The organism is Bradyrhizobium sp. BR13661, assembly GCF_029892425.1.
GTDB lineage: Bacteria > Pseudomonadota > Alphaproteobacteria > Rhizobiales > Xanthobacteraceae > Bradyrhizobium.
In genome coordinates this window covers 32362-53055 of record NZ_JARXWB010000016.1, presented here as the reverse complement: position 1 = coordinate 53055, position 20694 = coordinate 32362, and the positions used below count along the sequence as shown (strand labels likewise).

Below are 20694 nucleotides of genomic sequence, written 5' to 3'. Positions count from 1 at the left end.
TGGCCGAAGTCACGGGAGGCGCGCAAGGAAGCGCGGTCATGGCTGCGTTGCGTGGGATCGGCGCTACATCTCCTCGCGCCCCAATTCGAACGGATCCTCACCGCCCGCGCGTTTCTTCTTTTTCGAGCGCTGCCAGACCACACCCGGAAAACCCTTCAGGGGCACCAAGGGCTCGCCGGTGTAGGCCCACTCCTGCAGTTCCTCAATCGCGATGTGATAGAGCGGCTGGCGGCCGGTACGTTCCCTGAAGAGAGCGCGCGGGATGTTGACCATGTGCGGCCCGCGCGGGCGCTCATAGGCGATCGGCGTGCCGCAATGCGAGCAGAAGCTACGTGCGGTCTTCGTCGTCTTGTCCTCGTAGCGAGCGAGCGCGGTCTTGCCGGAGGTGATGCGAAAACGCTTCTTCCAGCTGCCGACATAGGTCGCGTAAGCCGCGCCGTGGGCGCGGCGACTGGCGGCGGAATGATCGTGCCAGGCCCAGCGCGCGGGAACGTCGATCTCGAAGGTGACCTTGCCGCAGAGGCATTGGCCGGTGGCAGTTCCTGCGGCGACTGCGGCTTTGGCCATTGTCTCTCCCCGTGGTCATTGCGAGCGCAGCGAAGCTCGTCATTCCGGGGCGATGCGAAGCATCGAGCCCGGAATCCATCCCACCTCCGCGTATGCGGCTCGATGGATTCCGGGCTCGCGACTTCGTCGCGCCCCGGAATGACTGTCGAGAACGACTAGGCCGGCGTCAGCTCGTCATAGGCGGGATAATCCGTGTACCCCTTCTCCTCGCCACCATAGAAGGTCGCGCGGTTGTACGGCGTGATCGGGTAATCGTGCTCGAGCCGCCGCGGCAGATCGGGGTTGGAGATGAAGATGCGGCCGAAGGCGATGATGTCGGCGTGACCATCGGCGATCGCCGCGTTCGCCGTTTCGCCGGTGAAGCCGCCGGCCGTCATCAGCACGCCGCTGTAGTGCGGACGGAACAGCACCATGGCGGAGGGCACGTTCTCCCAATGCACGTCGGCACGGCCGGCGCCACTGGAGCGCGGCTCGATGAAGTGCAGATAGGCCAGGCCGAGCTTGTCGAGCGCCTTCACCACATGGGTGTAGAGCGGCATCGGATCGGGCTCGGCGGAATCATTGGCGATGCCGTGCGGCGACAGCCGGACGCCGACGCGGTTGGCACCCCACACGTCGATCGCCGCCTGCGTGACTTCCATCAAGAGCCGAGCACGGTTCTCGATCGAGCCACCATATTGATCGGTGCGGTGGTTGCTGCGTGATTGCAGGAACTGCTCGAGCAGGTAGCCGTTGGCGCCGTGGATCTCGACGCCGTCGAAGCCGGCGGCAAGTGCGTTCTTGGCGCCTTGCCTGAAGGCCTCGACGATGCCCTTGACCTCGTCAGTCTCCAGAGCGCGCGGCGTCTCGTAATCGGCGATCTTTCCGTCGGCGGTCATCGCCCTCATGCCCTCGGCCTTGATCGCGATCGCCGAAGCCGAGACCGGCAGCTCACCGCCATGGAAGGAGGAATGCGAGACGCGACCGACATGCCAGAGCTGAAGGAAGATGATGCCGCCCTTGGCGTGCACGGCATCCGTCACCTTGCGCCAGCCCGCGATCTGCGCGTCCGTATAGATGCCCGGCGTCGCCGGATTGCCCCGGCCGTGCGACAGCACGGGCGAGGCTTCGGCGATGATCAGGCCGCCCTTCGTTGCGCGCTGGCCGTAATATTCAGCGTTGAGCGGCCGCGGCGAAAAGCTGTCGCGCTCCGCGCGCATGCGCGTCAGCGGCGCCATCGCAACACGATGGGCGAGCTTGTACGGACCGACTTGCAACGGTTTGAACAACGCCGGAAATTTCATGACTGCCCCGAATGGCTATGGAAGGACGTGGATCATATAGCGTGGGGCGGCCACCGGAAAAAGGCGCCGCCCCACGAAAAGCAGATATTCCCTCGCGCGGAACGCGGGGGAGAACAAACCTTAGGCCGTCTTGATCCAAACGGACTTGACGTTGAGATATTCCTCGACATGCTGCTTGCCGGACTCGCGGCCGTAGCCGCTCATCTTGTAGCCGCCGAACGGCACGGCCGGGTCCATCGCCTGGTAGCAATTCACCCACACCGAGCCGGCGCGCAGGCTTTTCGCCACCGCATGTGCCTTGCTGACATCGCGGGTCCACAGACCGGAACCGAGGCCGAAGGTGGTATTGTTGGCACGCTTGACCAGTTCGTCCATGTCCTTGAATGCGATCGCGGAGATGACGGGACCAAAAATCTCCTCCTGTGCAATGCGCATGTTGTCCTGGACACCGGCAAACACGGTCGGCGAAACGAAGAAGCCCTTCGACAGCGCGCCTTCGGTGACGCGGCCGCCACCGGCGAGCGCACGCGCGCCCTCCTTCTGGCCGATGTCGAGATAGCCGGTGACGCGCTTGAGTTGCTCTTCGGACACGAGCGGGCCGATCTGCACGTTGGGATCGAGGCCGTTGCCGACCTGCAGCTTCTTGCCAAACTCGGCGACGCGGCCGACGAACTCCTCGTAGATCGACTGCTCGACGAACAGACGCGTGCCGGCGCTGCAGATCTGGCCGGAGTTCGCGAACACTGCCATCGCCGCGCCGGGAACGGCGGCATCAAGATCCGCGTCCGCGAACACGATATCCGGCGACTTGCCGCCGAGCTCGAGCGAGACGCGCTTGAGGTTACCGGCCGAGGCGCGAATGATCGACTGGCCGGTGACGTGCGAGCCGGTGAAGGCGACCTTGTCGACGTCGGGATGCGACGCGAGCGCAGCGCCCGCGGTCTCGCCATAGCCGGGCACGACGTTGATGACACCGGGCGGGATGCCGGCCTCCATTGCGAGCTCAGCGATGCGCAGCGAGGTCAGCGGCGCCTCTTCGGCGGGCTTGAGCACCACGGTGCAGCCGGTCGCGATCGCAGGTCCAATCTTCCAGATCGTCGCCGTGAGCGGGCCGTTCCAGGGAATAATGGCGCCGACGACGCCGATCGGCTCCTTCAGCGTATAGGAGAAGATCTCGCCGGGCAGCGAGTTCTCGATGGTCTCGCCGTGGATCGCGGTGGTCTGGCCGGCGTAATAACGCAGCATGCCGACGGCACGCAGGCGATAGGCGCGGGTGCGGCTGAGCGGTGCACCCATATCCATCGTGTCGAGCTGCGACAATTCGTCGAAATTCTTCTCGACGAGATCTGCGAGCCTGAGTAGCAGGTTCTGCCGCTCGAACGGCTTGACCTTGCTCCAGGGCCCTTCGAAGGCGCGGCGGGCGGCGGCGACCGCACGATCGATGTCTTCCTTGTCGCCTTCCGCGACGGTTGCGAGCAGCTCGCCGGTGGCGGGATTGTGGGTCTCGAAGCGCTTGCCGGAAGCGGCATCGACCCACTTCCCGTCGATCAGCATCTGCTTGTAGGACCCGTTGGCGAACGGATGGCGCGTGATCGGAATAGCCTGCGACACAGCCATGGCTGCACTCCCTGGGTAGATGATTGATTGGGTTCGATCTGGGCGGGATCGTTAAGTCGAAAAGAATACAGCGGCGCCGGAAAGGCGTAAAGTCAGCGTGCAACGAAGCCCTGCCATGCCGACTTGTGCAGGTCGCACGCGTAGCATGTTATAGGGCGATCGAGAGCAGGTCCGGGGGAAGAGTTATGTCACATCCTGTCATCGCCAAGGGCAATGTCGCCGTGATCACCGGGGGCGCATCCGGCATCGGTCTCGCCGCGGCCATGGCGTTTGCGCGCGCCGGGATGAAGGTGTGCATCGCTGACGTAGACGAGGACCGGCTGGCAGAGGCCGCAACAAAACTGTCATCGATTGCAGGCGCCGCAAATGTGATGACGTCCGCGGTCGACGTCATCAGGATTGACAGCTTGACGGAACTGGAACGTGCCGTCGGCGCGCATTTCGGCGGCACCGACCTGCTGATGAACAATGCGGGTATCCAGCCGGGCAGCACGCTGTTTGGCGAACCCGACCATTGGCAGCGCATCATCGGCGTCAACATGTGGGGCATCATCAACGGCTCACGCATTTTCGCGCCGAACATGATTGCGCGCGGCAAGGCCGGCCTGATCATCAACACCGGCTCCAAGCAGGGCATCACCACCCCGCCCGGCGATCCCGCCTACAATGTCTCCAAGGCCGGCGTGAAGGCGTTTACGGAAGCGCTGCAGCACGAACTGCGCAACACCAAAGACTGTCACATCACCGCCCACCTGCTGATCCCCGGCTTCGTGTTCACCGGGCTCACGGCAAAAGGCCGAACCGAGAAGCCGGCCAGCGCGTGGACGCCGGAGCAGACCGTGGATTTCATGCTGGCGCGGCTCGAGGCCGGCGATTTCTACATCCTCTGCCCTGATAACGACGTGCCGCGCGCGCTCGATGAGAAGCGCATGCTGTGGGCCGCCGGCGACATCGTCGAGAACCGCCCGCCGCTGTCGCGCTGGCATCCGGACTACGCGGATGCGTTTAAGAGATTTGTGGAGGGAAGTTAGGCGTGCACCCGCTCTCTCACTCCCTCGCCCCGCTCTTGCGGGGAGAGGTTTAGAAAGCTACAGCGTCTCTTGCTTGTGCCCGCAATTCTTGCAGGCGAATTTGACGCGGGTCTGGCCTTTTTCCGCCTGGACCCGGTTTGGCGCGCCGCACTTGCCACAGACGGCCTCGATGCGGGTCGAGCCCTGCTTCACGACGATGGTCTTCTTTTCCATCGATTCGCGGATCAGGCGCTCGGCCTCTTCACGCAGGGATTGTTTCGACAAAGCTCGTCTCCGCCACTGAAAGCGCGAGAGCCATATCGCACTTGCGTTCGAATCTCAATCGGCAATCCCGGATCAGACCTCGACAATCACATAGGAGTCTTCGACATGTACCGGAAATGTCTCAGCGACATACGGCCCCTTCTGCAATTCGTCGCCGCGTTCCACCGCAACCGGGTATGACCTGATCTTGACCCGTGTCGGATCGAACCAGGACTGCCCGTTGCGCATATCGAACTCCCAGCCGTGCCAGGGGCAGCGCAGCATCTCGCCGACGCGCGAGCGCTCATAGACGCCGGGTTCGGGCGAGGTCAGCCGCGCCACGCAGGCGGCCTTCTCCAGCGGCGCGCCTTCGTGCGGGCAGCGGTTCAACAGCGCGAAGAACTCGCCATTGACATGGAACACGACGATGTCGCGGCCGGCGACATCGACGACCTTGTTGCCGCCGGGCCGGATCTCGCTGGTACGGGCGACGATGTGACGGGCCATACCGATCTCAGAACTTGTAGACCGCGCGGGCATTGGTGCTGAAGATCTTTTTCCGCTCGGCCTCGGTGAGCGGCGTCTTGAAGGCAAAGCGCGGATCGTCGAAATCCCAGTGCGGATAGTCCGACGAGAACAGCAATCGGTCGATGCCGACCCATTCGATCAGCGAGCGCAAATGCCGCGCCTCGTCAGGTTCGTCGATCGGCTGCGTCGTAAACCAGAAATGTTCGCGGACATATTCCGACGGCTTGCGCTTGAGATGCGGCACCTCGCTGCGGAAGCGCTCGAAATGCTGGTCCATCCGCCACACCGCCGATGGGATCCAGCCGAAGCCGCCCTCGATGAAAACGATCTTCAATTTCGGGAACCGCTCCGGCACGCCTTCGATGACAAGGCTCGCAAGTTGCGCCGCGATCGTATGCGCGTTGGACTGATGCTCCTCGACATAATAAGACGGCCAGCCGCCGCCGGTCGGCGCGTGGCCGCCATAGCCGCCGACATGGATGCCGAGTGGCAAATCGAGCGCCTGGGCACGCTCGTAGATCGGCCAGTAACGGCGGCGACCGAGCGGCTCGTTGGCGCGCGGCGACACGTTGATCTGGATATATTCGCCTGTCTTGGCGCAACGCTCGATCTCGGCAATGGCGAGCTCCGTGCCGTCCTGACCGACCAAGATCGAGGCCTTCAGGCGCGGATCGCGATGCGACCAGAACGCCAGTTGCCAATCATTGATGGCGCGCTGGATCGCGGCGCCGAATTCGAGGTTCTGCTGCGAGAAGATGAAGAGATCGAGCACCTGCAAAATGCCGAACTCGACATCGAGCGGATCGAGATACTGCTTCTGCATGAAGGCGAGATCGGAGCCGGGCGGCCCGCCGGTCGGCGGCCAGGCATCGCGTCGTGCGATCAACGGCGAGGAGCGCGGGTACGGCGTCGTGAAGAGATAAGGCGTGCGCAGATGGCTGCCATATTCCTTCAGGTGCTGCTGCCAGCGTTTCGGCAGGAACTCGTTGAGATCATCCGTCGATCTCAGGCTCGGATGCACGTCGCAATCGACGATCCGCAGCCTCGATGCGGCGGGCTTCTCGTCGTCGCGGAGCGGACGGTCGATGACTTCACTCATGCGAACCTCCTAAATTAGTTTGCGAGCGACAACCGCGGGAACGTCTCCAGCGGATTGTCGACGCACATCTTGTCGATGATGCTCTTTGGCAAATGCGGCGGGATCGGATCGTCGCCGTCGAACTGCCAGTGCGGATAGTCGGACGCGAACAGGAACATTTTTTCCGAGCCGATCTGGTCGATGATCTCCTCAACGCTTTTGGCGTCGCCGGGCGTATCGAACGGCTGCATGGTGACGCGGAAATTATCGCGGATGATCGATGCGGGCTCGCGCTCGACCCATGGCACCTCGACGCGGACGCCGCGCCAGGTCTTGTTGGCCCGCCACATGAAGGCCGGCAGCCAGCTCACGCCCGACTCCATCAGCACGACCTTGAGATCGGGAAATTTGCCGAACACGCCTTCATAGATCAGGCTCAGGATCTGCGCCTGAAACGCCTGCGCCTCGACGAAGTAATATTCGTAGCGGTACGAGGGCCAGCCGGCCGAGCTCGGCGCCTGCCGATATTGCGAGCCGGCGTGGATCGCGAGCGGCAGCTTGTATTTCTCCGCGAGCTGGTAGACCGGCCAGAAATGCCGTCGGCCCAGCAAGGTCTCCCCCTGTGCCAGCACCAGGATCGACACAAACCTGACGTCGCCGGCGCGGCGCTCGATCTCCTCGATCGCCAGATCCGGCGCCTGCATCGGCACCACGATGGAGGCCCGCAGGCGCGGGTCGCGCGACAGCCATTCGGCGGCGATCCAGTCGTTGATCGCCTTGCAGAAATCAGCCGCCATGTAGGCATCGAACACGGCCTGGGCGCCGTAGAGCACGTTGAGGATCGCGTGGCTCGCGCCCAACTGATCGAAGGCGCCCTTCTGCACCATCGCGAGATCAGAGCCCGGCTTCTTGCCATTGGCCGGCCGCCAGTCCGCGCGGCCCGAAAGCGGCATGCTCGGCGGATAGGAGGTGAGATCGAGGCCGTCGATCGCACGGCTCACCACCTGCTCTTTCCAGTGATCGCTGAGATAAGGAAGCAGCGTCGTGCGCGTGCCACCAACCGCCGGGTGGATGTCGCAGTCGATCCGCGTCACCGCCATGGATGCTTCCTCGGGCAATCTTTATATTGGCGGCGTTCTCGGCGCCGCCCGCGCAGAGTGCGCTGGCTGGTAGCCACGCGCAAGGGCGCAGACGTGCGCGATCCGTCATGGCTCGGTTGCATTTCGCAGGCGCGATATGAGGTCAGGCGGGCGCGCCTGCGTCCGCCATGATCAGGATCCGCTGCACCAGCGCAATCGCGGTCTCGGTGGCGGGATCGGCGGAGATCACGGGAACGGCGAGCACGAGGATGTCGACGGGATCCGACGAGAGCACGACGAGATGCGTCGCGTTTCCCGCAGCCAGCAGCGACACCAGCCGTTCCACGGCGGGATCGGCCGGCGGATGTCCCCAAGGCGCGTCTGACCTTCGCAGCACGCGATGCGTCGAGAGCCTGTTGCGAAGCAGAAGCGGATCGTAGGCCGAAAGATCAGCCTCGCGAAGCCGCTGCGCGCTCTCGAACAGCGGATGGCGGAGCAGCTCGGCAATCAACTGTTCGCGGGTGGTGGCTGACGACACTGCGACGGAGCTCAGCATGCCGGGCGTGCGGGATTCGAGATAGGCCCGCAGCGTATCGGTCATCAGGCCGATGGTCAGCACGCCCGCGACGGCCACAGCGCAGAAGCGGACGATCTGGACCGCATCGGCATCGGGCGCGACGAAGGCGGCAGCGAGACCAAGCAACACCGAACTTCCAAGCCGCAGAATGGTCAGTAGCACGCCATGCCAGCGTGCTTCAGCGCTGCTGCCGGCGATCAGGACGGCGGTCACAACAAGCAACGCCCCGAGTGCGCCGAGCCTGACCGGCATATCAGGCATCAAGGCCGCAAAATCAGTGATGATGAAGGGCAGCACGATGATCGCGCCGATCGTCATGCGGTCGATGCCGCGATTTTCGGAGGCCATCAGCGAGGCCCGATCACGCGTCGCAAGCAGGAATGCACAAGCGGCAAAGCCACCGAGTTGGAACAGCGCCAGCGCAATGGCGTAAGGCGTATCGAAATGCCCGAGGCCAACGGCGCCACCGGGGCCGAGCACGACGGCGCCGATGATCACGGCAAGCTTGATGGCGCGGGGCGCGTGCCGCCGCAGCATGCCCTCGGTCACGATCAGCGCGCCGAAGGGTATGAAGGCAGCCGGGATCACCGAGAGATCGTCGAGCAGGCTGCTTCCGGTCAGCCACGCAGCGCTTCGCAATAGAAACAGCAGCGCGACGATGCCGAGCGCGATTACGAACCGTACCGTCAAAGGACTGCGCGCATCGCGGCGGTAAAGCGCGAGCATGGCGACGCCGAGTCCGATCACGGCGCAGACATTGACGATCGCGGAAGCAATGACAGCTGATGTCATCGGCCATTCCCCTGCCGCGGCCGCAGCGTGCCAAAACTCTTGCTGTCGTCGAGCCAGTGGACGACCGGCAGCACCAGCCGTTGCAGGCCGAGAAAGAGCGATGCCACGAACAGACCGGGCAGCGAACGATGCGGCACCTGCTCGAACAGATAGGCGCGCGCAGCGGCAAGATCGATGCGGCCGATCTGGAGGACATCGTCGCCGCGCTCGTAGTTCAGCTCTCGAGCACAGAATTCCGCGTATTGCGGGTCTCGATGCTTTGGCGCCTCGTCAAAGGTCTTCTTCAGCGCGTCGGAGCCACCGGTATAGGCATCCGTGATGACGAAACGGCTCTCATCGAAGCCGGCGTCGGGGCCAACGCCGAACACGCCACGATGCTGGCGCATGATGCCGCGGGCGAGTTGCAGATGCGCAAAACTCTGGCGTGATTCGGGGCGCGGCGACGGATAGACGTCGGAAAAGGTCTCGCTGACCATGCCGACCACTGACGGCACCTGGGTCACATTGGAGATCCAGCGCGGCCGCATTCCGTCGCGCAGGAACAGCACCAGCGTGGTCAGGCCGTAGAGCACCCAGGAGAGCCCCTGCCCGCGCGCGTCGGGATCGACCATCACGAGCCCGAGATGGGTGACGTCGACAGGCGCACCGTCGAGCTCGACCTGCATCATCGACAGCGCGTTGAACGCGATCGGCCGCCCGCTCCCTTCCTCGGAGATCAGGGTGACGATGGCGCGAGAGAGGCGCTCGCGCTCGCCGGAGAAGATGCCGTAGGTCAGCTCATCGGCCGGCAGCGTTTGAGACGCCACCATGCGGAGCTGTGCGACCAGATGGTCCAGCTCGTCCTGCTGCAGCGAGACCCCGGGACTTTCAACGATGCGGGTCACGTGCCCGGGATGGGTCCGCAAGGAAAGATCGATGGCCGGCTGGGCGAAGGCTTTGAGCCAAAACGACGCATGGCTGCGCAGCCGTCCGGCGGCGTCGCGCAGATGTCGCCAGCTCCGTTTGCTCCCTGCGTCTGCCATGTCCGCCTGCCCGTGATCGGAAAGGTTTCTCGCGTAAGGCGATTAAGGAGCGATGATCGGCGTTTCGCGCACCGGTTGCAGGGTAAAGGATATCTTTCGGCGGCCGTGGCAAATGACCGGAAATGCGCGAAAGCGGCGGATGCACCTGCATCCGCCGCTCTGCTTCGACATGTTCTCCGTTCAGGCAGCCTTGAATCAAGCGGCCTTGGATCAGGCAGCCTTGGATCAGGCAGCCTTGGAGACCTCCATCAGCAGGCGTTCGGCCTTGGCGTCTTCGATGCGGTTCACGAGGCGGCTGCTCTCGTGGTTATCACGCACGGTCTTGGTCAAAGTGACGCAGGTCTGAATCAGCATCACGATGCCCATGGTCAGGTAGCCCTTCATCCAGAGGTCGATCGGCAGGAAGAAGACGCCGAGCGCGACGAGGAAAGCGGAGGCTGCGAAGGACGCGTAAGTGAAGGTCACCCAGGCGCTGCTGTGGGGTTGGCCGTTCTGGTTCATGGTCGTCTCCTGTTGGTTCTGATGATGGGTGGGTTTGAGATCAGGCAGTCGGTGTGCGCTTGGACTTCAACCGCGCCAGCACGTCGTCCGCGGTTGTCTTGAGCCGGGGGCCAAAGCCCTGCTCGGCGAGTTTCTCGGCGGTGGCGAGCGGGCCGGTGGCCGCATCGAGCTCGACCAGCGCGTCGTCGGCGGCCTGGGCCTCGATCTGGCGATCGCGCAGGCGTCGCAAGGTGTTCTCCGCCTCCGGCAGCGTGGATTCGTAGGGGCGAGCTGCCTCGATGCCGCTGCGGCGGAGCGAGCGCACCGCCTCGGAGGCGCGGGCGACCCGGCGGCCGCGATCGAGCTCGGTGATGCGGGCCTGCGCGTTCGCGACGTGCCGCTTCAGGCGGACAATCTCTGTCGCGAACAGCGCCCGCGCCGTCAGCGCCGCGTCGCGGTCGGCCTCGAGGCCTGCGATGGCTTCGGCGGCCTCCTTGGCGAGATCCTCGCGGCCGCCATCGAGCGCCGCAACCGCGCGGGTCTCGAGATCGGCGATGCGGGCGACGGTGGCCTCGAGCTTGCGGCCCTCCTGCTGGTCCTGCGCGATCGCCAGCGCCAGCGTCCGCTTGCTGCGCTCGACGGCTGCGGCCGCGTCGCGCATCTGCTGGTCGAGGATCAGCAGGGCCGTGCGGTCTTCGAGTTCCTCGCCGGCGGCCGCGACGCTGCCGCGGAAAAGTGTGACGACGGTCTTGAACATTGCTTGCTCCCTGTTATGAGCATTGCTCACGGATGCTTTGTAGCATACCTTGAGCGCTGCTCAAGAGAAATTTGAGCAACGCTCACGATTATGGTTAACAAATGTCTAAAGCGCTGGAACGTCGAGAGAAATTACGGGAAGACCTGATCCTGGCGGCAGAACGGATGATCGCTGCCCGCGGATTGGCCGGCCTGAAGACGCGCGATCTCGCCCGCGAGATCGGCTGCGCCAACGGCGCGGTCTACAATCTCGTCGCCGATGTCGACGAGCTGATCCTGCGCGTCGGCTCCCGAACGCTGCTGCGGCTCGATGCGGCGCTGAGTGCCGCGGAAAGCGCCGGTGAGCTCTCGCCGCAGGAGACGCTGGTTCGCATCGCGATCGCGTATTGCGATTTCGCCGCGGGGAATCTCCAGCTCTGGCGCGCGCTGTTCGAACATCGCATGGAAGCCGACAAGATTGTCCCCGACTGGTCGATCGAGGACCAGATGCAGCTGTTCCGGCACATCTATGGGCCGCTCGCCGCGTTGTTTCCCAAACGCAGCCCGGCGGAACTCGGCATCACCGCGCGCAGCCTGTTCTCGGCGGTGCACGGCATGGTCGCGCTCGGACTGGAGCAGAAGCTGGTCGCCGTGCCTCTGCCGGCGCTGCGCAAGGAGATCGCCGGCCTCGTGCGTGCGATGATCGACGGACTTATCGCGCGCGCGTCGTCGGGACCAAAAGAGCGCAGCTGACTAAAATTTCGCCTGTTGTATCGCGACCGGCGTGCTTAGCTTTCGCTGCGGTCCTTCCTCTCCCCTCTCCTTCGGAGTTCCCATGTCCCTCCTCATCCGCGGCGGAACCGTCGTCAATCATGATCATTCGCGCCGAGCGGACGTGCTGATCGACGGCGATACCATCGTCGCGGTCGGTGCATCGATTACGGCGCCGACGGGAGCGGAGATCCTCGACGCCGGCGGCGCCTACGTCATTCCCGGTGGCATCGATCCCCACACCCATCTCGAAATGCCGTTCATGGGCACCGTCACTGCCGACGATTTCGAATCGGGCACCAAGGCGGCCCTGACCGGCGGCACCACCATGGTCGTGGATTTCTGCCTGCCCGATCCCGGCCAATCGATGCTCGCGGCCTATCAGGAGTGGCGGCACAAATCCGAAAAGGCGGCGACGGACTACGGCTTCCACATGGCGGTGACGTCCTGGTCGAAGCAGATCTATGACGAGATGGAGACCGTGGTCAAAACCTACGGCATCAACACCTTCAAGCATTTCATGGCGTACAAGGGCGCGCTGATGGTGAACGACGACGAGCTCTACAACTCGTTCGCGCGCTGCGCCCATCTCGGCGCGATGCCGGTGGTGCACGCCGAGAACGGCGATGTCGTCGCGCTGATGCAGGAAGCCCTGATCGCGCGCGGCGTCACGGGCCCGGAAGGGCACGCCTATTCGCGGCCGCCGGAGGTTGAGGGCGAGGCCACCAACCGCGCCATCATGATTGCCGATATGACCGGCACGCCTGTTTATATCGTGCACACCAGTTGCCGCGAGGCGCATGAGGCGATTGCGCGGGCACGGGCGGCGGGAAAGCGCGTCTATGGCGAGCCGCTGATCCAGCATCTGCTGCTCGATGAGGGTGAATATCAGAACAAGAATTGGGATCATTCCGCGCAGCGCGTGATGTCACCGCCGTTCCGCGACAAATCGCATCAGGACAGCCTGTGGGCCGGCCTGCAGTCCGGCTCGCTGCAAGTGGTCGCGACCGACCATTGTGCCTTTACCACCGAGCAGAAGCGGTTCGGCCTCGGCGACTTCAGGAAGATCCCGAATGGCACAGGCGGCCTGGAAGATCGCCTGGCGCTGCTATGGACAGCGGGCGTCGCCACGGGGCGGCTGACGAAAGAGGAATTCGTCGCAGTGACGTCAACGAACATCGCTCGCATTCTCAACATCTATCCGCGCAAGGGCGCTGTCGCCGTCGGCTCCGATGCCGATCTCGTGGTGTGGGATCCGAAGGCGAGCAAGACCATCAGCGCGAAGCGACAGATGAGCAAGATCGACTACAATGTGTTCGAAGGCTTTGCCTGCACCGGCGGCGCGGCGGCGACGCTCTCGCGCGGTCGTATCGTGTGGAAGGACGGGAACTTGCGCGCCGAGGCGGGCGACGGACACTATGTCGAGCGTCCGGCGTTCTCTCCGGTGCATGTCGCCAATTCGACCTGGAAAGAGCTGACCGCCCCGCGCGGCGTCGAGCGCGGCGCGGTGACGCCGTAGCAGCGCCGCTCGCGCAACATGCGACGTCATGAAGCGCAGCCGATGGCATGCGCTTTGCCTCTTTGACTAGCAAATCGCTCTCAAGGAGGCATTCATGCGCCCATCGTCGTTTGATCTGAGCCGCCGCAACGTCCTCCTCGGTGGTCTGGGCGCGGCTGGGATGACGGCGCTTCCGCCTTTCGCCTGGGGCCAGGCACGCAGCGAGACGCTGCTGGTGGTGCAGGAGCTCGGCCCGAACTCTCTCGACATGCAAGGCGTCGGCTCCAACCAGACCGTGAACGGCCTGTCCTGGAATTGCTACGACCGCCTGCTCTCCTACGCATCGAAAACACTACCCGACGGCACGCTGTCCTACGACCGCGAGAAGCTCGCGCCCGAGCTCGCCGAGAGCTGGGAGGTGGCCGCCGACGGCATGTCCTGCACCTTCAAGCTTCGCAAGGACGCCAAATTCCACGACGGCACGCCGGTCACCGCCAAAGACGTCAAATGGTCGTTCGATCGCGCGGTCAAGGTCGGCGGCTTTCCGACCTTCCAGATGTCGGCGGGATCGCTGGAGAAGCCTGAGCAGTTCGTGGTGGTCGACGACCACATCTTCCGCATCGACTATGTCCGCAAGGACAAGATGCTGCTGTTCAACGTGGCCGTCGTTGTGCCCTTCATCATCAATTCCGAGCTCGCCAAAAAGAACGCAACGGCCGAAGATCCCTGGGCGCTGGCCTGGCTCAAGACCAACGAAGCCGGTGGCGGCGCCTACAGGATCGAAAGCTGGAAGCCCGGCAGCGAGACCGTGTTGGCGCGCTTCGACGACTGGAAGAGCGGGCCATTGCCGAAAGTGAAACGTGTGATCGCGCGCGACGTCCCCTCGGCCGGAACGCGTCGCGCCATGCTCGAGCGGGGCGATGCAGACATCTCGAGCGGATTTGCGCCGCGCGATTTCGAGCAGATCATCAAGGAGGGCAAGGTCAAGGTTTCGGGCGTGCCGATTCCCAATGCGCTCTGGTATGTCGCCCTGAACACGGCCAAGCCGCCGTTCGACAATGTGAAGCTTCGCCAAGCCATTGCCTGGGCGATGCCTTACGAGCAGATCCAGAGCAGCGCGTTCTTCGGGCGCGCCGTTCCGATGTATAGCGGAGCAGTTGAGGTCTCAAAGCCGGTCTGGCCCCAGCCCTCTCCTTACGTCACCGATCTCGACAAAGCCAAGGCGCTGATGAAAGAGGCGGGCTTCGAGTCCGGACTGGAGACGACGCTGTCGCTCGACACCGGCACGGCCACCGTCGGCGAGCCGACTGCCATCCTGATCCAGGAGAACCTCGCCAAGATCGGCATCAAAGCGTCGATCGAGAAGATCCCCGGTGCCAACTGGCGAACCACGCTGAACAAGAAGGAGCTGCCGCTCGCGCTCAACCGCTTCAGCGGCTGGCTGGATTATCCCGAGTACTATTTCTACTGGAATTTCCACGGCAGCAATTCGATCTTCAACACCTCCTCGTATCAGAACAAGCAGATGGACGCGTTGATCGACAAGGCCCGCTTCACAAGCGATGCGGCCGAGTACGACAAGGCCGTAAAGGACTTCATCACGCTCTGCATGCACGACGTTCCCGTCATCCCGCTCAACCAGCCGATCCACGACGTTGCCATGCAGAAGAGCGTGACGGGCTACGAATTCTGGTTTCACCGCGAACCGGACTACCGCCAATTCGCAAAGGGCTAATTCCTGTTGACGACGCGGGTGGCGACTGACGCCGCTCGTGCCTGCTCGATCGAAAAGTCCCTCTCCAGCCGGGCGCTGCTCGCTTGCAGCATCGCCGCATCGAGCTTGCCTTGACGCGATCCGTCGAGGGCGCAGCCAAAGATGCGGTAGAACTGTGCACCATCATATGCGACCAGCAGGAGATCGACACCGGCGTTGATGGCCTCGACCACGGCCTTGCAGACATCGTGCTGGTAGATCGCGCCCATTACGAGGTCGTCGGTCATCACCACGCCCTGATAATTCCACTTGTTGCGGATGATGCCATCGACGACGCGCCTCGAATGCGAGGCCGCGCGATCGGGATCGACGGCAGTGAGCGTGACATGGCCGACCATGAGCGCGCTGCGCGACTGCGACAGCACCTCGCGGAACGGCAGCCAATCGGTCGCCTCCAACTCCTTGACCGGCGTATTGAGGTCGGCACTGAAATGGTGCGTGTCGGTGCGCACGCGCCCGATGCCCGGAAAATGCTTCAGCGTCGCGCCGACGCCAGACTCTTCCAACCCGCGCACATAGGCACTCGCGATCGTGCTGACGACGACCGGATCGGTCGCGATCGCGCGCTGGCCGATCAGCGTGTGGAAATCGAGGCGATTACGTCGATTCGGCGGTTTGAGATCAAGCACTGGCGCGAGATTGAGGTTGACGCCGAGGCCGGCAAGCTCGCGGCCATGGATGCGGCCGAACTCTCGCGCTTTGGCCTGCTGATCATCAGGAGCAAGCCCGGCGAGCGTCGCCAGCGCCGGCACCTTGGTCAGCGGCGGCGCCAGATGCCCGACGATGCCGCCCTCCTGATCCGCGGCGACGATCAGAGGCGCCAGCCCGGCCGTGCGCCTGATGTCCTGGAGCGCCGCGATCTCGGCGCGCAGCGCATCGATCGAGCTGCCGCGGATGTTGTGCCGGGTGACGTAGACACCGCCAATCAGGCCTTGCTCGGCGAGACGCGCGACCTCGGGGAATGACGAATAGCCCACCATGAAATGAGGCCCGAGGGTCCGCGCCTCAATCACGCCTGCGCTGAGAACGTCGTGCTTGCGCAGCTCGAAGCTCAGATGCGCTGCCGCCATCAGCATCGGCGGCAGGCACCAGAGCATGACGAGTAGCTTGGCGGAGACGCTCTGCCTACCTCTCCGCAGCAGCCCGATGACGATCGCAACGCTTGCGGCGACAAGCGCGATGTTTCCAACGCCGCGCAGCGAGACCAGATAGGGATCATTCTTGTTCGCAGCGGCCAATGCAACGAGAAGTGCGGCAAGCCAAAGCAGGATGAGGCCGATGCGACGGAGGAATTGCATGATGCATCACGTCCGGGAGTGGCGGATGCTTCGCACCTATCAAAGCGATCAGTGCTACGCGAGAACCAAAAGCGCGCCTGCACGAAATCTGCAAAAGACTCCTGAAACCATGCAGACGATGATCCCGGCTTCTGCACGAGCGCCGTGCAGATTTCGTGACGCCACCCATCACGAAAGGTGCTTTGGACATGACGAGCCTGGCTTCGACGATCGCGGCAGACCTCCATCCAAATAGGCATTCCTCGGTTCCCGCCAAGGTCGGCCTGACGCTGGCGCTGACCGCGCTTGCGGACTGGCTGTTCTATGGCGAGCCGATCGGGCTGTCGCTCTCGCTGTTCGCGATCGCAATCGTCTGCGTCTCCGGGCTCTTCAATCACGCGACCCTGGATTCGCGGCGCGCGACTATCGGCGCCGTTATTCTGATCGCAGGGCTCGTGCCAGCCGTCGAGGAGCTGAACACGCTTTCGTTCCTGGTCCTCGTCACCGCATTGCTCATGGCCCTGCTGCTCACGACCAATCCCGAGACGACCGGCCTCGCGGACCGCCTGCGCGCACTGCGCAACTTCGTCCTGTTCGGCCCCTTCAGGTTCTTCCTCGAAGTGCTTCAGATCTTCAACATGTCGGCGTTTACTCGCGGCATCGCGCTCTGGCTGCTGCCGGCAGCGCTCGGCTCGGTCTTCGTCGCACTTTTCGCCGCAGCCAATCCGGTGATCGAGCAATGGGTGTCCCTGCTCAATCCGAAGGTCATGCTCGACTATGTCAGCGTTCCGCGCGTGCTGTTCTGGACGATGATGCTGGCGCTGGTCTGGCCGTTCATCCATGTGAGGTGGCGGCGCAGGAAGGTCGTCACCACGACCGCCGTGGATGTCGCCGAGCCGGAGCCGCTCGCACCCATCATTCCGACCGAATTCCTCGGCCCGTCGACGATCTTGCGCTCCCTGATCCTGTTCAACCTGCTGTTCGCGGCGCAGTCCATTCTCGATGGCCTCTATCTCTGGGGTCATGTGGCCTTGCCCGCTAACATGACCTATGCCGCCTATGCTCATCGCGGCGCCTATCCGCTGATCGCGACCGCGCTGCTCGCCGCCGCCTTCGTGCTGGTCGCGATGCGGCCAGGCGCGCCGGCCGCGAAGTCGACCGTGATCCGGCCGCTGGTCTATCTCTGGGTCGGGCAGAACGTGCTCCTGGTCGCGTCCTCTGTCCTTCGCCTCGGTCTCTATGTGGACATCTACATGCTGACCTACTGGCGCATCGCGGCTTTCATCTGGATGGGGCTGGTGGCTCTTGGGCTGGTCCTGATCGTCACACGAATTGCGCTCGACCGGTCCAACCGGTGGCTCATCAGCGCCAATCTCATCGCGTTAACGATGGTGGTGTATATATGCTCGCTGGTGAACTTCGACGCCCTCATTGCAGACTACAATGTTGCGCACAGCCAGGAGAGGACAGGCAACGGCGTGCAGATAGACACCACCTATCTCCTCTCGCTCGGACCGCAGTCACTTCCCGCGATCGATAAGGCGGTTGAACTGTTGACGAACACCAGCGTGAGAGATTTTTCAGCGAAGCGCTACTACCTTGTGTCGCGGCGCGGCGACCTTGTAGAACAGCAACGTCGCGACTTGGCCTGGCGGGCCTGGGGCTTTCGAAGCTGGCGACTGCAGCACAGGCTCGATGCCGAGGCGAGAGGCGAGGCCAGCAGTCAGCCGGCCGGGTGAGCGGAGAGTTACTTTGGCGCATCGTATTCTCATCGTCGACGACGAGGGCCATATCCGCGAAGTCATCCGCGTCGCCCTGAAGAAAGCCGGCATGGACGTGGTCGAGGCCCGCGACGGCAGGGAGGCGCTTGTCCGCTTTGCCGCCGACAGGCCCGACCTGATCGTCCTCGACATCGGCATGCCGGAGTTCGACGGCCTCGACGTCTGCCGCGAGATCCGCAAGAGCTCCGACGTGCCGATCCTGTTTCTGTCGGCGCGCGACGAGGAGATCGACCGCATCCTCGGCCTCGAGATCGGCGGCGACGACTACGTCACAAAGCCGTTCAGCCCGCGCGAGCTGGTGGCGCGGGTCAACGTCATCCTGCGTCGGCTCAGCCCGCGCAACGGCGAGGCCAAGGCCGGGCCGGGCGCGCTGTCGCAAGGCGGATTGCTGATCGATCCCGAGCAGCACGTGGCGTCCTTTTCCGGCACGCCGCTCAAGCTGACCGCGATCGAGTTCGGCATTTTGCGCGCGTTCCTGACCCGCCCGACCTCGGTGTTCCATCGCGAGCAGCTGATGCGGGCGGCCTACCAGCTCAACATCCAGGTCTCGGACCGCACCATCGACAGCCACATCCGCAACATCCGCGCCAAGCTCGCGGCGCTCGCCTGCGACAACGTGATCGAGACCATCCACGGCGTCGGCTTCAAGCTCGGCCGCTGCGAGAAAGAGACATGAGTGCGGCCCCCGACAAATGGCGGCCGTCGCTCGGGCTCGTGATCTTCGCGGTGCTCGCAACCGTCGCCGTCCTGCCGCTGGTCGGCCTGTTCTTCTTCCGCCTTTACGACAATCAATTGATCCGCCAGACCCAGGCCGAACTGATCGCGCAGAGCCGCGTGCTGGCGACGATCTACGCCCAGGAGGTCGAAGCCCGGCTCGGCAGCGGCCTGACGCTCGGCGCCGAAGTGCCACCGAACGTGCTGCCGGATCCCGGCGACCAGTTCACGCCGATCCGGCCCGCGCTCGACCTCACCGCCAACGACCTGTTGCGGCGACGGCCTGATGCGCAGGCCGCGCCTCGGCCCGCGCAAGCCGCTTATGTCGAGATCGGCGCAAAGCTGACGCCGATCATCCGCGAGACGCAGAAGGTGACGCTGGCGGGCTTTCGCATCCTCGATCCGCAGGGCGTCGTGATCGCCGGGCGGCAGGAGGTCGGGCAGTCACTCGCCCATATCGAGGAGGTCGCGGACGCGCTGCACGGACAATACCGCGCCACATTACGCAACCGCGTGCCGGACAAGCAGCCGCCGCCGATCTATTCCTTCAGCCGCGGGCTCGGCGTGCATGTGTTCTCGGCGATGCCCGTCATCGTCAACAACCGCGTGGCAGGCGTGATCTACACGACGCGGACGCCGAGCAATATCTTTGACCATCTCTATCAGGAGCGCGCGAAATTCGTGCTGGCGGGGCTCGCCGTGATCCTCGGCACGATCGCAATCGGGCTCGTGTTCTCGCGCACCATCACGCTGCCGATGCGCGAGCTGATCAACCGGGCGGCCCGGATCCGAAGCGGCGACCGCGAGGCGTTCCAGCCGCTCAAGCACTATGGCACCCGCGAGTTCGCACAACTGTCGCACAGCTTTCTCGGCATGGCCGAGCAGCTGGCGCGGCGCTCCGACTACATCGCCACGTTCTCGGCTCATCTCACCCATGAGCTGAAATCACCGCTGACCTCGATCAAGGGCGCGGCCGAGCTGTTGCAGGATTCTTATCAAGGCAAGCCCGAAGGACTGACGCCGTCGGAGCAGCGGACGTTCATCGCCAACATCCTGTCGGACACAAAGCGGCTGGAGGCGATGGCGCAGCGGCTGCGGGAGCTGGCGCGCGCCGAGAGCCTGCCGCAGAACGAGCGCACGGAGCTCGCACCCGTGATCGCCGACCTCAGGAGCCGGTTTCCGGCTGATACCATTGAAGCCAGCGGCAGTCTTGACCGGCCGATCGGCATGTCGGCTGAGAAGGCGCTGATCGTGCTGTCGCACCTCGCCGACAATGCGATGCGGCACAAGGCCGGGACAATCAAGCTAGAGGCGGTCGACGAGCGGACGACGCTGAAGCTGACCGTGAGCAATGACGGCGAGCCGATCTCGGCGCCGAACCGCGACAGGATCTTTGACGCGTTCTTCACGACCCGCCGCGATCAGGGCGGTACGGGGATGGGGCTGGCGATCGCGCGCGCGGTGATGGCGAGCCATGGCGGCTCGATCAGGCTCAAGCCGACCGACGACGGCGTGGCCTTCGAGCTCCAGTTTCCGGCGGCCTAGATCGCAAACACCCAGGCGGCGACGATGGTGCCGATGGTGACCAGACCAGCGATGGTCCAGCCGGCGGCGTATTCCAGCTCGGGATGACCGGTCGCCCGCATGATCTCTGCCGGATCGGCGGTATGCTTCTCTGCCATGACAGCCTCGCACGTGTTGGCCCGTGTCATGGATAAGTCGCACCAGATGCCATTAGGTTCCATCACGGACGAGCGAAATAGCAAAAAAGCTCGAAAACAACCCCATGCACAGTAGAACGAACTTGTCGGCATGAGCGGGTCTGGCGCGCCCCAACCCTTTGAGCT

Annotated in this window: 20 protein-coding genes; 7 read left to right on the top strand and 13 right to left on the bottom strand. The window is 64.0% G+C overall.

All coding sequences use genetic code 11. From position 1 onward, the window contains the following. Positions 1 to 63: 63 nt before the first annotated feature. From M2427_RS24865 to M2427_RS24855, 3 genes are all read right to left on the bottom strand, one after another. Positions 64 to 567 carry a GFA family protein gene (locus M2427_RS24865; protein WP_280709391.1) on the bottom strand — a complete coding sequence of 168 codons (504 nt, stop codon included), beginning with the start codon at positions 565 to 567 and terminating at the stop codon, positions 64 to 66. A 155-nt stretch (positions 568 to 722) separates the two neighbouring features. Further along, the gene (locus M2427_RS24860) at positions 723 to 1850 is read right to left on the bottom strand and encodes an alkene reductase (RefSeq protein ID WP_280709390.1); all 1128 of its coding nucleotides are present in this window, start codon (positions 1848 to 1850) and stop codon (positions 723 to 725) included. A 120-nt stretch (positions 1851 to 1970) separates the two neighbouring features. Beyond that, the gene (locus M2427_RS24855; RefSeq protein ID WP_280709388.1) at positions 1971 to 3467 is read right to left on the bottom strand and encodes an aldehyde dehydrogenase family protein; all 1497 of its coding nucleotides are present in this window, start codon (positions 3465 to 3467) and stop codon (positions 1971 to 1973) included. 185 nt (positions 3468 to 3652) lie between these two features. Between M2427_RS24855 and M2427_RS24850 the strand changes: the two genes are divergently transcribed. Continuing rightward, a complete protein-coding gene (locus M2427_RS24850; protein WP_280709386.1) occupies positions 3653 to 4498 on the top strand; it encodes an SDR family NAD(P)-dependent oxidoreductase in 846 nt (281 codons plus the stop codon). Between the two features lie 57 nt (positions 4499 to 4555). Here the strand turns inward: M2427_RS24850 and M2427_RS24845 are convergent, their stop codons facing one another. The 8 genes from M2427_RS24845 to M2427_RS24810 form a co-directional block, all read right to left on the bottom strand. Next, the gene (locus tag M2427_RS24845) at positions 4556 to 4762 is read right to left on the bottom strand and encodes a hypothetical protein (RefSeq protein WP_018648496.1); all 207 of its coding nucleotides are present in this window, start codon (positions 4760 to 4762) and stop codon (positions 4556 to 4558) included. Between the two features lie 72 nt (positions 4763 to 4834). Next, the gene (locus M2427_RS24840; protein WP_280709385.1) at positions 4835 to 5248 is read right to left on the bottom strand and encodes a Rieske (2Fe-2S) protein; all 414 of its coding nucleotides are present in this window, start codon (positions 5246 to 5248) and stop codon (positions 4835 to 4837) included. Between the two features lie 7 nt (positions 5249 to 5255). Continuing rightward, the gene (locus tag M2427_RS24835; RefSeq protein ID WP_280709383.1) at positions 5256 to 6368 is read right to left on the bottom strand and encodes an amidohydrolase family protein; all 1113 of its coding nucleotides are present in this window, start codon (positions 6366 to 6368) and stop codon (positions 5256 to 5258) included. A gap of 14 nt (positions 6369 to 6382) precedes the next feature. After that, a complete protein-coding gene (locus M2427_RS24830; protein WP_280709382.1) occupies positions 6383 to 7447 on the bottom strand; it encodes an amidohydrolase family protein in 1065 nt (354 codons plus the stop codon). A 142-nt stretch (positions 7448 to 7589) separates the two neighbouring features. Beyond that, positions 7590 to 8795, bottom strand: coding sequence for a hypothetical protein (locus M2427_RS24825; RefSeq protein ID WP_280709381.1), 1206 nt, complete (start codon positions 8793 to 8795; stop codon positions 7590 to 7592). Then, complete coding sequence (locus M2427_RS24820) at positions 8792 to 9817, bottom strand: hypothetical protein (RefSeq protein WP_280709380.1); 1026 nt, start codon at positions 9815 to 9817, stop codon at positions 8792 to 8794. Before M2427_RS24820 ends, M2427_RS24825 begins: the two co-directional genes overlap by 4 nt. 225 nt (positions 9818 to 10042) lie before the next feature. Then, on the bottom strand, positions 10043 to 10318 hold the full coding sequence (locus tag M2427_RS24815) for a YiaA/YiaB family inner membrane protein (protein WP_194464520.1): 276 nt from the start codon (positions 10316 to 10318) through the stop codon (positions 10043 to 10045). A 40-nt stretch (positions 10319 to 10358) separates the two neighbouring features. Continuing rightward, positions 10359 to 11054: a PspA/IM30 family protein gene (locus M2427_RS24810; RefSeq protein WP_280709378.1), complete on the bottom strand. Its 696-nt coding sequence runs from the start codon at positions 11052 to 11054 to the stop codon at positions 10359 to 10361. A gap of 101 nt (positions 11055 to 11155) precedes the next feature. Between M2427_RS24810 and M2427_RS24805 the strand changes: the two genes are divergently transcribed. The 3 genes from M2427_RS24805 to M2427_RS24795 all read left to right on the top strand — a co-directional run bounded on the left by M2427_RS24805 (position 11156) and on the right by M2427_RS24795 (position 15036). Then, positions 11156 to 11785 carry a TetR-like C-terminal domain-containing protein gene (locus M2427_RS24805; RefSeq protein ID WP_280709376.1) on the top strand — a complete coding sequence of 210 codons (630 nt, stop codon included), beginning with the start codon at positions 11156 to 11158 and terminating at the stop codon, positions 11783 to 11785. 82 nt (positions 11786 to 11867) lie between these two features. After that, positions 11868 to 13322: a dihydropyrimidinase gene (gene hydA, locus M2427_RS24800; RefSeq protein ID WP_280709374.1), complete on the top strand. Its 1455-nt coding sequence runs from the start codon at positions 11868 to 11870 to the stop codon at positions 13320 to 13322. A gap of 94 nt (positions 13323 to 13416) precedes the next feature. Then, positions 13417 to 15036: an ABC transporter substrate-binding protein gene (locus tag M2427_RS24795; RefSeq protein WP_280709373.1), complete on the top strand. Its 1620-nt coding sequence runs from the start codon at positions 13417 to 13419 to the stop codon at positions 15034 to 15036. Here the strand turns inward: M2427_RS24795 and M2427_RS24790 are convergent. Next, positions 15033 to 16373, bottom strand: coding sequence for a glycoside hydrolase family 3 N-terminal domain-containing protein (locus M2427_RS24790; RefSeq protein ID WP_280709372.1), 1341 nt, complete (start codon positions 16371 to 16373; stop codon positions 15033 to 15035). The two genes, M2427_RS24795 and M2427_RS24790, sit on opposite strands and share 4 nt — an antisense overlap. A 188-nt stretch (positions 16374 to 16561) precedes the next feature. Between M2427_RS24790 and M2427_RS24785 the strand changes: the two genes are divergently transcribed. Genes M2427_RS24785 through M2427_RS24775 form a run of 3 tightly spaced genes read left to right on the top strand, consistent with a single transcriptional unit; the run spans position 16562 to position 20392 of the window. Continuing rightward, complete coding sequence (locus M2427_RS24785) at positions 16562 to 18091, top strand: DUF4173 domain-containing protein (protein ID WP_280709371.1); 1530 nt, start codon at positions 16562 to 16564, stop codon at positions 18089 to 18091. 13 nt (positions 18092 to 18104) lie between these two features. Further along, positions 18105 to 18809, top strand: a complete 705-nt coding sequence (locus M2427_RS24780) for a response regulator transcription factor (protein ID WP_280709369.1) — start codon at positions 18105 to 18107, stop codon at positions 18807 to 18809. Beyond that, the gene (locus tag M2427_RS24775; RefSeq protein ID WP_280709368.1) at positions 18806 to 20392 is read left to right on the top strand and encodes an ATP-binding protein; all 1587 of its coding nucleotides are present in this window, start codon (positions 18806 to 18808) and stop codon (positions 20390 to 20392) included. The genes M2427_RS24780 and M2427_RS24775 overlap by 4 nt, the downstream gene beginning before the upstream one ends. Here the strand turns inward: M2427_RS24775 and M2427_RS24770 are convergent. After that, positions 20389 to 20529, bottom strand: coding sequence for a hypothetical protein (locus tag M2427_RS24770; protein WP_007597071.1), 141 nt, complete (start codon positions 20527 to 20529; stop codon positions 20389 to 20391). The two genes, M2427_RS24775 and M2427_RS24770, sit on opposite strands and share 4 nt — an antisense overlap. Positions 20530 to 20694 lie beyond the last annotated feature (165 nt).